We start from the raw sequence: 12,847 nt of genomic DNA, 5'->3' as shown, positions 1-12,847 counted from the left end.
AGGAGCAAGCGACAGGAGCGATCGATGAAGAACATGCAGCAGCCGTCTGGGATGCCGGCGCACCGCTACACCCCGTACCACGAGCAGATCAAGGTCGAGCTGCCCGACCGCACGTGGCCCTCGAAGCGCATCGAGCGCGCGCCCCGCTGGTGCGCCGTCGACCTGCGCGACGGCAACCAGGCGCTCATCGACCCGATGACGCCCGACCGCAAGCTTCAGATGTTCCAGCTGCTCGTGCGGATGGGCTACAAGGAGATCGAGGTCGGGTTCCCCTCCGCGAGCCAGCTCGACTTCGACTTCGTGCGGAAGCTCATCGACGAGGACCTCATCCCCGACGACGTCACGATCCAGGTGCTCACGCAGTGCCGCGACCACCTCATCCGCCGCACGTTCGAGGCGATTGACGGCGCGAAGCAGGCGATCGTGCACATCTACAACTCGACGAGCGTGCTGCAGCGCGACGTCGTCTTCCGCTCCGACCGCGAGGGCGTCAAGCAGATCGCGATCGACGGCGCGAAGCTGTGCCTCGAGCTCGAGGGGATGCTCGGCGAGACGAAGGTCTACTACGAGTACAGCCCCGAGTCCTACACGGGCACCGAGCTCGACTACGCCCTCGAGGTCTGCAACGCGATCATCGAGACGCTCGACGCGCGCCCCGAGCGGCCGGTCATCATCAACCTCCCCGCGACGGTCGAGATGGCGACGCCCAACGTCTACGCCGACTCGATCGAGTGGATGCACCGCCACCTCGCGCGCCGAGAGTCGGTCATCCTCTCGCTGCACCCGCACAACGACCGCGGCACGGGCGTGGCCGCCGCCGAGCTCGGCTATATGGCCGGCGCCGATCGCATCGAGGGCTGCCTGTTCGGCAACGGCGAGCGCACCGGCAACGTCGACCTCGTCGCGCTCGGCCTCAACCTGCTGACCCAGGGCATCGACCCCGAGATCGACTTCTCCGACCTCGACGGCATCCGCCGCGTCGCCGAGCACTGCAACCAGCTGCGCGTGCACGAGCGCAGCCCGTGGGCCGGCGACCTCGTCTACACCGCCTTCTCGGGCTCGCACCAGGACGCGATCAAGAAGGGCTTCGAGCGGATGGCGGAGGACGCCGCCGCCGCCGGCAAGCACGTCGACGACATGCCGTGGGCTGTGCCGTACCTGCCGATCGACCCCAAGGACGTCGGCCGCACCTACGAGGCGGTCATCCGCGTCAACTCGCAGTCGGGCAAGGGCGGCGTCGCCTACCTGCTCAAGACCGACCACGGCCTCGACCTGCCGCGCCGGCTGCAGATCGAGTTCTCGAACGTCGTGCAGGCGCGCACCGACAGCGAGGGCGGCGAGGTCTCGAGCGACGAGATCTGGTCGATCTTCGGCGACGAGTACCTGCCGAGCGACCCGGTCACGGGCGCCGACCAGTGGGGCCGCTTCGAGCTCGTCACCTTCGAGACGACCTCGTCGCACGAGGGCTCGGCGCAGCTGCACGCGCGGCTCCGCGACGGCGAGTGCGTGCGCGACGTCGCCGCGAGCGGCAACGGACCGATCGACGCGATGCTCCAGCTGCTGCGCGCGGAGGGCGTCGAGGTCACCCTCACCGACTACGTCGAGCACACGATGAGCGCCGGCTCCGACGCGACCGCCGCGTGCTACATCGAGCTCGACGTCGCCGGCAACGCGGTGTGGGGCGTCGGCCTCGACCCGAGCTCGACCTCCGCGGCGCTCAAGGCGATCGTCTCCGGCGTCAACCGGGGCCTCCGCATCCACGACCGCAGGGCGCAGCCGGTCGGCTGAGCCGTGCCCACCTACCGCGACGAAGGCGTCGTCCTCCGCACCCACCAGCTGGGGGAGGCCGACCGCATCGTCACGCTCCTGACGCGCGAGCACGGCAAGGTGCGAGCCGTCGCGCGGGGCGTGCGGCGCACGTCGTCGCGGTTCGGGGCGAGGCTCGAGCCGTTCATGGTCGCCGACCTGCAGCTCGCGGTCGGGCGCAGCCTCGACATCATCACGCAAGCGGTGACGCTCGGGGCGTACGCGCCGGTCATCGTCGCCGACTACCGCTCCTACACCGCGGCGACCGCGATGGTCGAGACGGCCGACCGGCTGACCGATGAGGACGGCTCCCGCCAGCAGTACCTGCTGCTCGTCGGGGCGCTCCGCTCGCTCGCGCGCGCCGAGCACGACCCCTCGCTCACGCTCGACTCCTACCTGCTGCGGGCGCTGTCGATCGCGGGTTGGGCGCCGTCGTTCGGCGATTGCGCCGTCACCGGCGAGCCCGGCCCGCACCGGGCGTTCGTGCCGCAGCTCGGCGGCATGGTGTCCGACGAGGCGGCCCCGCCGGGCGCGCTCCGCATCGATCCCGCGACGCTCGAGCTGCTCGGGGCGCTGCTGACGGGCGAGTGGGCGCTCGCGGAGGCGTCGCCCCCGGGCGTGCGCACGCGCGCCTCCGGCGCGGTCGCGGCCTACGTGCAGTGGCACCTCGAGCGCGGCCTGCGCTCGCTCGAGCACGTCGACCGGGGAGCGCGGTGAGCGAGGTCAAGCCGATCGACTGGACGGGCCAGCAGCCGCCGCGGTACCCGCAGGGCAGCCTGCCGGCGCACGTCGCGATCATCATGGACGGCAACGGCCGCTGGGCCAACCAGCGCGGCCTCACGCGCACGCAGGGCCACGCGGCGGGGGAGGAGCGGCTGCTCGACGTCGTCGCGGGCGCGCTCCAGGTCGGCATCCAGCACCTCTCGGTCTACGCCTTCTCGACCGAGAACTGGAAGCGCAGCCCCGACGAGGTGCGCTTCCTCATGGGCTTCAACAAGGACGTGCTGCGGCGCCAGCGCGACCAGCTGGATGCGTGGGGCGTGCGGGTGCGCTGGGCCGGCCGGCGCCCGCGGCTGTGGCCGAGCGTCATCCGCGAGCTCGAGGAGGCCGAGCGCCGCACCGCCGGTAACCGCGCGATGACGCTGCAGATGTGCGTCAACTACGGCGGCACGCACGAGATCGCGGATGCGGTGCGCTCGATCGCCGAGGACGTCGCGGCCGGGCGCCTCAAGCCGTCGGGCATCGACGACAAGCTCGTGCGCCGGCGCGTGTACAACCCCGACATCCCCGACGTCGACCTCTACATCCGCTCGTCGGGCGAGCAGCGCATCTCGAACTTCCTGACGCTGCAGGGCGCGTACGCCGAGATGGTCTTCCTCGATCGGCTGTGGCCCGACTTCACGCGCGAGGACCTCTGGCACGCGCTCGACCAGTACACGGGCCGCGACCGCCGCTTCGGCGCGGCGGTCGACGCCCCGTCGCGGTGAGCTCCCGTCGGTCGACGGCTCCGTCTCGATACGGCCCTGCGGGCCTACTCGACGAGCGGGAGGGGGCGAATCGACGAGCGGAGGGCGAATCGACGAGCGGGAGGCGGCGAATCGACGAGCGGGAAGGGGCCTACTCGATGAGCGGGATCGGCTACTCGGCGGGGGCGGCGGCGGGCGCCGACTCGAGCCGCTGCCGCCACGGGTGGTCGTCGGCGAGGCGGTCGACGACCCAGGCGCGTGCCTCGTCATCGAGCGCGGGGAGCGCGTCCTCGAGCCAGGAGACGTCGGCCCGCTCGGCAGCGGCGTAGGCGAGCACGATCTGCGGCTTCGCGTAGCGGATGCCGTCCTTCTCGAAGAGCGCGTCCTCGAGCGGCATCGTGACGGCGGTGTCGCGTCGGAAGCGCCACGACTCGGTGTCGCTCGGGTCGAGCAGGATCTCGTACTCCCACTGGCCGTAGGCGCTGCGGCGCAGCCAGATGCTCGTGGTGCCGATCGGCAGCACGTCGGAGTCGTGCGGGCGGAGCGGCTTGAGCGCGCCCTGGAAGGCCGACCACAGCTGCCAGCGGCCGCCGAGCCAGCCGCGCAGCAGGCTCAGCTCGCTGCGGGGGATGACGATGTCGATGTCGGTGCGCGGCCGCTCGATGCCGGTCGCGGCGCCGATCGCCCAGCTGCCGCCGATCCACCAGGAGCCGGAGTAGCCGTCGAGCAGCTCTGCCGCGTCGGACGGCCAGCGCTCCGCCCAGGCGCCGTAGAGCTCGCGGCCTTCCTCGCTCTGCATCCGACCTCCTCGCACACGTCGGGGCGCCCGCGCCCCGAGAGAAGACACTATCTCAGCGACGCATGGCGACACCCTGCACAGCCCACCTCGAGCGCGGGCGGCAGCGCCCGCCGCGCTCGGTAGAATCGAGGTTCACGTGTCGCGCCGCGATCCAGCAGGCGCGCGCAGCCGCATCCTCGAGGAGCATCCGTGGTCCAGAACCGTCTCGACGCCGTCATCAGCCTCGCGAAGCGCCGTGGCTTCGTGTTCCAGGCGGGCGAGATCTACGGAGGCTCCCGCTCCGCGTGGGACTACGGGCCCCTCGGCGTCGCGCTCAAGGAGAACATCAAGCGCCAGTGGTGGAAGACGTTCGTGCAGGGCCGCGACGACATGGTCGGCCTCGACTCGTCGATCATCCTGCCCTCGGCCGTCTGGAACGCATCCGGTCACGTGGCGACCTTCACCGACCCGCTCGTCGAGTGCCTGCAGTGCCACAAGCGGCACCGCCAGGACCACCTCGAGGAGGCGTTCGAGGCGAAGAAGGGCCGCAAGCCCGAGTCGATGGCCGACATCACGTGCCCCGATTGCGGCACGACCGGCAAGTGGACCGAGCCGCAGCTCTTCTCGGGCCTCATGAAGACCTTCCTCGGCCCGGTCGACAACGAGGCCGGCCAGCACTACCTGCGCCCCGAGACCGCGCAGGGCATCTTCGTGAACTTCGCGAACGTGCTGACCGTCTCGCGCAAGAAGCCGCCGTTCGGCATCGGCCAGGTCGGCAAGGCGTTCCGCAACGAGATCACGCCCGGCAACTTCATCTTCCGCACGCGCGAGTTCGAGCAGATGGAGATCGAGTTCTTCACGCACCCCGACGAGGCGGCTGCGTGGTTCGACCGCTGGGTCGAGGCGTGCTGGGACTGGTTCGTCGACCTCGGCGTCGACCCGGCGAACATGCGCCGCTTCGACGTGCCCGAGGCGGAGCGCGCGCACTACTCGGCAGGCACGATCGACGTCGAGTACCGCTTCGGCTTCCAGGGCTCCGAGTGGGGCGAGCTCATGGGCATCGCGAACCGCACCGACTTCGACCTCTCGTCGCACTCGGAGGCGTCGGGCAAGGACCTCGTCTACTTCGACCAGGCGACCGGCGAGCGCTACACGCCCTACGTCATCGAGCCGTCGTTCGGCCTCACGCGCAGCCTCATGGCGTTCCTCGTCGACGCCTACGTCGAGGAGGAGGTGCCGAACGCGAAGGGCGGCACCGACACCCGCACGGTGCTGCGCCTCGACCCGCGCCTCGCGCCGGTGAAGGTCGCCGTGCTGCCGCTCTCGCGCAACGAGCAGCTCTCGCCGCTCGCGCGCGACATCGCCGCGCGCCTGCGCAAGCACTGGGCGATCGACTTCGACGACGCCGGCGCGATCGGCCGCCGCTACCGCCGCCAGGACGAGGTCGGCACGCCCTTCTGCGTCACCGTCGACTTCGACTCGCTCGAGGACGGCGCCGTCACCGTGCGCGAGCGCGACTCGATGCAGCAGCAGCGCGTCGCGATCGACGACCTCGAGGCGCACCTCGCGCAGGGGCTCGTCGGAGCGTGACGACCACCGTGAGCACGCCGGCGCTGTCGATCGGGCCCATCGGCCTCGACTCGCCGGTCGTGCTCGCGCCCATGGCCGGCATCACGAACACCGCGTTCCGGCGGCTGTGCCGCGAGTACGGCGCGGGGCTCTACGTGAGCGAGATGATCACCTCGCGCGCGCTCGTCGAGCGCACGCCCGAGACGATGCGGCTCATCAGCCACCACCCCTCGGAGTCGCTGCGCTCGGTGCAGCTCTACGGCGTCGACCCGAAGACGGTCGAGGCGGCCGTCGGCATCCTCGTCGACGAGGACCGCGCCGACCACATCGACCTCAACTTCGGCTGCCCCGTGCCGAAGGTGACGCGCCGCGGCGGCGGCAGCGCGCTGCCGTGGAAGCGCGACCTCTTCGGCGCGATCGTGCGCCGCGCGGTCGAGCGCGCCGGCGACATCCCCGTCACCGTCAAGATGCGCATCGGCATCGACGAGAGCCACGTCACCTACCTCGACGCGGGCCGCATCGCCGAGGACGCGGGCGTCGCCGCGGTCGCCCTCCACGGCCGCACGGCGGCGCAGCACTACTCGGGGAAGGCCGACTGGACGGCGATCGCGAAGCTCAAGCAAGCGGTCACGTCGATCCCGGTGCTCGGCAACGGCGACATCTGGCAGGCGGAGGATGCGCTGCGCATGGTCGACGAGACCGGCGTCGACGGCGTCGTGGTCGGCCGCGGCTGCCTCGGCCGGCCGTGGCTCTTCGGCGACCTCGCCGCGGCGTTCGCGGGCTCCGACACCCGGTTCCGCCCTGGGCTCGGCCAGGTGGCGGATGCGTTCCGTCGCCACGCGGAGCTGCTCGTCGAGTTCTTCGGCGAGGAGGATCGCGCGTGCCGCGACATCCGCAAGCACGTCGCGTGGTACTTCAAGGGCTACCCGGTCGGCGGCGACGCGCGCCGCGAGCTCGCGGCGGTCGAGTCGCTCGCGCACATGGACGAGCTGCTCGGCCGGCTCGACCGCGACATCCCCTACGTCGCCGAGGGCATCGAGGGGCAGCGCGGGCGCGCCGGGAGCCCCCGCACGCCCGCCCTGCCGGACGGCTGGCTCGACAGCCCCGAGCTCACGCCCGCCCAGCGCGAGGCGCTCATCGAGGACGAGAGCGACACCCGTGGCGGCTGACGCGCGCGGCTACGGCGACCACGACGTCGAGCGCCGGCTGCCCGAGACGCACTCCTCGTCGCGCACCGACTTCTCGCGCGACCGCGCGCGGCTCACGCACTCGAGCGCGTTCCGCCGGCTCGGGCAGAAGACGCAGGTGCTCTCGCCCACGATGGGCTTCGACGACTCGCGCACGCGCTTGACGCACTCGCTCGAGGTCGCGCAGATCGGCCGCGAGATCGCGGGCGAGCTCGGGCTCGACCCCGACGTCGTCGACACCGCGTGCCTCGCGCACGACATCGGCCATCCGCCCTTCGGCCACAACGGCGAGAAGGGCCTCAACGAGTGGGCGCTCGGCATCGGCGGCTTCGAGGGCAACGCGCAGACGCTCCGCGTCATCACGCGGCTCGAGCCCAAGGTCATCCGGGAGCGGCCCTACGGGCTCAACCTCACGCGCGCGAGCGTCGACGCGGCCTGCAAGTACCCGTGGGCCGCCGCATCCGACGTCCACGACGCATCCGGCCGCATCAAGTTCGGCTACTACGACGACGATCGCGAGGCGTTCGCGTGGATGCGCGAGGGCGCGCCCGAGGGACGCCCGAGCATCGAGGCGCAGGCGATGGACCTCGCCGACGACATCGCCTACTCGGTGCACGACTTCGAGGATGCGGTCGTGGGCGGCTACGTCGACGTCGCGAAGCTGCAGAGCCGCGTCGGGCACGACGAGCTCGTCTCGATGATGCTCACGTGGGTGGGGCCGGAGTACACGCGCGACGAGCTGCTCGCCGCCTTCGACCGGCTCGACGACCTCGAGACGTGGCTGCGCTCGTTCGACGGCTCGCGCGCCGACCACGCGCGGCTCAAGAACCTCACGTCGAAGCTCATCGGGCGCTTCGCGAACGCCGCCATCCGGCTGACGCGCGAGACCCACGAGGGGCCGCTCGCGCGCTTCGGCGGCACGATCGAGGTGCCCCGCGAGGTGCGCGCCGAGATCGCGGTGCTCAAGGGCACGGCGGCGAGCTTCATCCTCGCCGAGCGGCGCCAGCCCATCTACGCGAGCCAGCGGCGCATCCTGCAGGAGCTGTGCGACGCGCTCGTGCGGCTCGGGCCGTCGGCGCTCGACCGCGCCTACGCCGACGACTGGGCGGCGGCGCCCGACGACGCGGCGCGCGCTCGCGTGGTCGTCGACCAGGTCGCGAGCCTCACCGATCGCGGCGCGTTCGCGTGGCACGAGCGCTACGTGGGGGACTGAAGCGGCCATGGCGGGCAGGATCCGGCGCAGCGACATCGACGAGCTGCGATCGCGCATCTCGATCGTCGACGTCGTCGGGGAGCACGTCACGCTGAAGTCGGCGGGCGTCGGCAGCATGAAGGGGCTGTGCCCCTTCCACGACGAGCGCACGCCCTCGTTCCACGTGCGGCCCGCCGTCGGCCGCTACCACTGCTTCGGCTGCGGCGAGGACGGCGACGTCTTCCAGTTCGTCATGGCGATGGACCACACGTCGTTCCAGGAGACGGTCGAGCGCTTCGCGGCGCAGCTCGGCTACACGCTGCACTACGAGGACGGCAAGCCGCAGGAGGAGACGAGCGGCCGCGTGCGCCTGCTCGCCGCGAGCCGCGACGCGGAGGCGTTCTTCCGCGAGCAGCTGCTCACGCCCGCCGCCGCGCTCGGGCAGCGATTCCTCGGCGAGCGGGGCTTCGACCTCGCCGCCGCGGAGCGCTTCGGGGTCGGCTTCGCGCCGCAGTCGTTCGACGCGCTGAAGCAGCACCTCCGCGGCAAGGGCTACACCGACGCCGAGCTGCTCGGCGCGGGCCTGCTGAGCGAGGGGCAGCGCGGCAGCTACGACCGCTTCCGCGGCCGGCTCGTGTGGCCCATCCGCGACGTCACGGGCGCGACGGTCGGCTTCGGCGCGCGCCGGCTCGCCGACGACGACAAGGGCCCGAAGTACCTCAACTCGCCCGAGACGCCCATCTTCCGCAAGAGTCAGGTGCTCTACGGCCTCGACCTCGCCAAGCGCGACATCGCCCGCGGCCACGAGGCGGTCGTCGTGGAGGGGTACACGGATGTGATGGCGTGCCACCTCGCGGGCGTCACGACCGCGGTCGCGACGTGCGGCACCGCCTTCGGCGTCGACCACATCAAGGTGCTGCGGCGCGTGCTCGGCGACGTCTCGACGACCGACACCCGCTCGCTCGGCCGCGTCATCTTCACGTTCGACCCCGACGAGGCGGGCCAGCAGGCCGCGGCGCGCACCTTCGCCGAGGAGCAGCGCTTCGCCGCCCAGACCTTCGTCGCGGTGCCGCCGCAAGGGCTCGACCCGTGCGACCTGCGGCTCGAGCGCGGCGACGACGCCGTGCGCAAGCTCGTGCAGCAGCGGCGGCCGCTGTTCGAGTTCATGCTGCGTCGCATCGTCGCCGAGCACGACCTCGAGACGGTCGAGGGCCGGGTCGCGGCGATGCGCCGGGCCGCACCCGTGCTGCTGTCGATCCGCGACCGCGCGCTCGCCGACGGCTACGTGCGCACGGTCGCGGGGTGGCTCGGCGTGAGTCCCGACGAGGTCCGGCGCGCCGTGCGGCACGCGGCGCCCCGGCCCGCGCCGACGTCGGGCGACCGGCCCGCCGAGGCCGGCCCCGCGCATCCGCCGCCCGATGTCGCGCTCCAGCAGCTCGAGCGCGACCCCGCGTCGCGGCTCGAGCGCGACGCCATCGCGGCGCTCCTGCAGCAGCCGGCAGTCGTCGGGCGCGACCTCGCCGCGCGCGGTGCGTCGGCGTACGTCGCGAACCCGTCGCTCGCGGTCGTGCGCGACGGCATCCTCGCATCGCTCGACCGCATCGAGGCGCCCGACTTCTCGGAGCACGTCGCGCAGACCGTGCCGGCCGAGATCGTGCCGCTCGTGCGCACGCTCGCGATGGCGCCCATCCCGCAGTCGTCGCGCGAGGGGGTGCGCGCCTACGTGCAGGGCATCGTCGGCTCGCTCGTCGATCGCGACATCCTGCGGCGGAAGGCCGAGATGCTCGGCAGCCTGCAGCGGCTGGGCTCGACCGACCCCGAGGGCTCGAAGCGGCTGCAGGAGCAGCTGCTCGAGCTCGAGCGCGAGCGGCGGTCGCTGCGCGAGGAGCTGTAGCGCGGCGGCGTCAGGGGAGCAGGAAGTTGATCTGGAAGTGCTCCGAGACGACGTCGTCGATCTGGTCGATCCCGCCCGCGTCCGGCCCGCACTCCGCGCGGATCGCGCTCGTCGTCTGGCTCGACTGGAAGTTGCGCGCGTAGACCGCCTGCACGGCGCCGTCGTCCGCCTCGCTGAAGATCGAGAGGAGCACGACGCTCACGCCCTGCGACGCCGACGGCTCGAGCACGAACTCGTCGGCCTCCCAGTCGCCGGGCGCCGTGCCGGTGATCGCGGCGAGCGTCGCCTGCGTATTGGCGACCTCGTCGGGGTCGGCGCTGTCCTGCTGGCCCTGGTAGGCCCAGAACGTGCATCCGGTCGCGGTCTCGACGACGCTGATCGTCGGTCCGATCGGGAAGTCGGAGTCGGGCTGCGGCTCGAAGTCGCCGTCGGTGATGATGCTCGTCTCCCACCCGGGCAGCGCACCCTCGGCGGCGATCATGCCGAGCTCGAGCACGTCGGGGAGCGCGCCGGGCTGCGGCTCGTCGGCGCTCGGCGACGGGTCGGGGGATGCGTCGGGGGAGGGCTCGAGCGAGGGCTCCGGCTCGCCGTGCTCGACGGGCGGCGGCGGACCGACGACGCAGCCGGTGACCGAGAGCAGGGCCGCGGCCGCGAGGGCGAGCGGCGCGATCGGCGAGCGGCGGGCTGTCGAGCGGGGCATCGTGACTCCAGTCGAGCGGTGGCGGTGGTGCGTCGAACGCTATCGCGCGACGGCTCGGCGGAGCATCGACGACGATGCGCGCTCCGTCAGCCCTTCGCGTCGCCGGAGACCGCGCGCTCCTCCCGCCGGTCCTCCGCCTGGATCGCCTCGAGCTCGCCGGGCTCGAGGTCCGGACAACCGGTGTCTTCGTCGCTCATCGGCCTGCCCCCTCGTTCTGTGGGCTGCCATGCTCTCGCGCGCGGTCGGGCGGCGAGCTGCGATTGCCGCAATCCGGATCGAATCCTGAGGTCGGCGGTCAGTCGCCCTTCACGTTCACGATCTGCCGCAGGGTGTGCCGCACGCGCACGAGGTCGGATGCGTCGGCCATGACGGTGTCGATGTCCTTGTAGGCCTGTGGGATCTCGTCGAGGAACGCATCCGTCCGCCGCCACTCGATGCCTCGCATCGCCTCCTCGAGCTGTGCGCGCGTGAAGGTGCGCCGCGCCTTCGAGCGGGAGTACTCGCGGCCCGCGCCGTGCGGCGCCGAGTCGAGCGCGGTGGGATTGCCGAGCCCCTCGACGACGTACGAGCGAGTGCCCATCGACCCGGGGATGAGGCCCGCGACGCCCTCGGCCGCGTCGATCGCGCCCTTGCGGGAGAGCCAGACGTCTGCGCCCGCGTGGTGCTCGCGCACCGAGTAGTTGTGGTGGCAGTTGATGCGCTCGCGCTCGCCCGCCTCGGCGCCGATCCAGGCCTCGAAGGCGGCGATGACGCGGTCCATCATCTCCTCGCGGTTGAGGAGCGCGAAGCGCTGCGCCCACTCGAGCTCGGCGATGTAGCGGTCGAACTCGCGCGTGCCCTCCTCGAGGTAGGCGAGGTCTCGGTCGGGGACGTCGATCCGCTGCTCCTTGACGTAGGCCTGCGCGGCGGCGATGTGCCGCTGCGCGATCTTGTTGCCGACGCCGCGGGAGCCGGAGTGCAGGAAGAGCCAGATGCGGTCCTGCTCGTCGAGGCTGATCTCGATGAAGTGGTTGCCCGAGCCGAGCGAGCCGAGCTGCAGGCGCCAGTTCTTGGCGTACTCGGCGGGGTCGAAGCCGGCGCGCTGCGCGAGCGCCTCGAGCTCGGCGACGCGGTCCCCGGCGCTCGGCGTGAGGCGCTTGTTGTAGTGGCCCGCCGAGAGCGGGACCGCGCGCTCGATCGCCGTCCGCACGATGGATCGGTCGCTCGGCAGCGCGGCGGCGGTGTGCGAGGTGAGCACGGCGATCATGCCGCACCCGATGTCGACGCCGACGGCCGCCGGCATGATCGCGCCGAGGGTCGGGATGACCGAGCCGACCGTGGCGCCCTTGCCGAGGTGCGCATCCGGCATGAGGGCGAGGTGCGGCTGGACGAACGGCATCGCCGAGGTCCGCTTCGCCTGCTCGAGCGTCTGGTCGTCGATGATCGATGCCCAGTTGTAGAGCTTGGGCGAGACTTGGGTGACGGTCATGGAGCCCTCCTTCTGGCGGCCAGCGTGCCGGTCGGGGTCGGCCGATGTGACCCCGGCCCGCGCGGGATGCTACGATGGTCGTCGCTCCCGCAGCGATCCTCGATAGCTCAATTGGCAGAGCAGCCGGCTGTTAACCGGCAGGTTCCAAGTTCGAATCTTGGTCGAGGAGCCAGGAAGGCCACGATGACGTGGCAGACGGCGTGTCGGCACCCGAGAACGGCGAGGGTGCCGACGTGGTGCCCCTCCACCCGCGCACCGCGCCCACCGCTCCCGAGCGCGCGAAGCTCGCGATCGTCTCGACGCTGAAGCCGAGCGCGTGATGCCCGTCCACGTGGTCACGACCGCCTCCTACCGGCGAGGATCGTGGGAGGCGGTCGTGCACGTCGCCGCCGACCTCGACGCCGGCCACACCGTCTGCGGCGCTCTCGTCGCCGAGAGCGCGAGCGCACGCCAGATCAGCCACAACCCCCGCTGCCGGCGCTGCGCGCGCATCACGGCCGCGCGCGCCTGACCGCTACGCGAACGCCAAGCGAACAGCGTCCCGATTATGGGAGAGGTACTGAGATTCCCTCGCCCTATGGCGAGCCGCCACCCCGTACCCCAGGATGCGGTCATGTACCCCAGCACTCCCCAGGTGCTGCTCACCGCCTACGCGACCCACCTCCGCGCGACCGGCGCAGCACCCCGCACCATCCGCCTCCGACTCCTCCACGCCACCGCCATCACCCAGCTCGCACCGTCCCTCGAGCTCATCACCACCGGCGACCTCGAAGCGTGGATGCACCCC

At 72.0% G+C, this 12,847-nt stretch carries 12 protein-coding genes and 1 tRNA gene; 10 read left to right on the top strand and 3 right to left on the bottom strand.

The window, feature by feature from the left end; genetic code table 11:
- Positions 1–24 precede the first annotated feature (24 nt).
- From leuA to L332_RS26300, 3 genes are read left to right on the top strand one after another with little or no spacing between them, the layout of a single operon-like run.
- On the top strand, positions 25–1,788 hold the full coding sequence (leuA, locus tag L332_RS26310) for a 2-isopropylmalate synthase (protein ID WP_021011321.1): 1,764 nt from the start codon (positions 25–27) through the stop codon (positions 1,786–1,788).
- A gap of 3 nt (positions 1,789–1,791) precedes the next feature.
- Entirely contained in the window at positions 1,792–2,523 is a 732-nt protein-coding gene (gene recO, locus L332_RS26305) for a DNA repair protein RecO (RefSeq protein ID WP_021011320.1), read from the top strand.
- The gene (locus L332_RS26300) at positions 2,520–3,293 is read left to right on the top strand and encodes an isoprenyl transferase (RefSeq protein WP_021011319.1); all 774 of its coding nucleotides are present in this window, start codon (positions 2,520–2,522) and stop codon (positions 3,291–3,293) included. Before recO ends, L332_RS26300 begins: the two co-directional genes overlap by 4 nt.
- 151 nt (positions 3,294–3,444) lie before the next feature.
- Here L332_RS26300 and L332_RS26295 read toward each other — a convergent pair whose 3' ends face one another.
- Entirely contained in the window at positions 3,445–4,071 is a 627-nt protein-coding gene (locus tag L332_RS26295) for a hypothetical protein (RefSeq protein WP_021011318.1), read from the bottom strand.
- A 189-nt stretch (positions 4,072–4,260) separates the two neighbouring features.
- Between L332_RS26295 and L332_RS26290 the strand changes: the two genes are divergently transcribed.
- The 4 genes from L332_RS26290 to dnaG are packed head-to-tail and all read left to right on the top strand — an operon-like array spanning position 4,261 to position 9,892.
- The gene (locus tag L332_RS26290) at positions 4,261–5,640 is read left to right on the top strand and encodes a glycine--tRNA ligase (protein ID WP_021011317.1); all 1,380 of its coding nucleotides are present in this window, start codon (positions 4,261–4,263) and stop codon (positions 5,638–5,640) included.
- On the top strand, positions 5,637–6,788 hold the full coding sequence (gene dusB / locus L332_RS30790; RefSeq protein WP_021011316.1) for a tRNA dihydrouridine synthase DusB: 1,152 nt from the start codon (positions 5,637–5,639) through the stop codon (positions 6,786–6,788). The genes L332_RS26290 and dusB overlap by 4 nt, the downstream gene beginning before the upstream one ends.
- On the top strand, positions 6,778–8,019 hold the full coding sequence (locus L332_RS26280; protein ID WP_021011315.1) for a deoxyguanosinetriphosphate triphosphohydrolase: 1,242 nt from the start codon (positions 6,778–6,780) through the stop codon (positions 8,017–8,019). The genes dusB and L332_RS26280 overlap by 11 nt, the downstream gene beginning before the upstream one ends.
- Before the next feature lie 7 nt (positions 8,020–8,026).
- Positions 8,027–9,892, top strand: coding sequence for a DNA primase (gene dnaG / locus L332_RS26275; protein WP_021011314.1), 1,866 nt, complete (start codon positions 8,027–8,029; stop codon positions 9,890–9,892).
- Between the two features lie 10 nt (positions 9,893–9,902).
- On the opposite strand, the gene L332_RS26270 is transcribed toward dnaG, so the two are convergent.
- On the bottom strand, positions 9,903–10,592 hold the full coding sequence (locus L332_RS26270; protein WP_021011313.1) for a hypothetical protein: 690 nt from the start codon (positions 10,590–10,592) through the stop codon (positions 9,903–9,905).
- A gap of 295 nt (positions 10,593–10,887) precedes the next feature.
- Positions 10,888–12,060 (bottom strand): RtcB family protein, encoded by a 1,173-nt coding sequence (locus L332_RS26265; RefSeq protein WP_021011311.1) that lies wholly within the window; start codon positions 12,058–12,060, stop codon positions 10,888–10,890.
- Between the two features lie 96 nt (positions 12,061–12,156).
- Between L332_RS26265 and L332_RS26260 the strand changes: the two genes are divergently transcribed.
- From L332_RS26260 to L332_RS26255, 3 genes are all read left to right on the top strand, one after another.
- Positions 12,157–12,232 (top strand) — tRNA-Asn (locus L332_RS26260).
- Between the two features lie 16 nt (positions 12,233–12,248).
- Complete coding sequence (locus tag L332_RS30885) at positions 12,249–12,380, top strand: hypothetical protein (protein ID WP_021011310.1); 132 nt, start codon at positions 12,249–12,251, stop codon at positions 12,378–12,380.
- Positions 12,380–12,571 carry a hypothetical protein gene (locus tag L332_RS26255; RefSeq protein WP_021011309.1) on the top strand — a complete coding sequence of 64 codons (192 nt, stop codon included), beginning with the start codon at positions 12,380–12,382 and terminating at the stop codon, positions 12,569–12,571. Before L332_RS30885 ends, L332_RS26255 begins: the two co-directional genes overlap by 1 nt.
- Positions 12,572–12,847: the final 276 nt, after the last annotated feature.

The organism is Agrococcus pavilionensis RW1, assembly GCF_000400485.1.
GTDB classification, from domain to species: domain Bacteria; phylum Actinomycetota; class Actinomycetes; order Actinomycetales; family Microbacteriaceae; genus Agrococcus; species Agrococcus pavilionensis.
The sequence above is the reverse complement of the archived record's forward strand: the minus strand, read 5'-3'. Positions and strand labels throughout refer to the sequence as shown.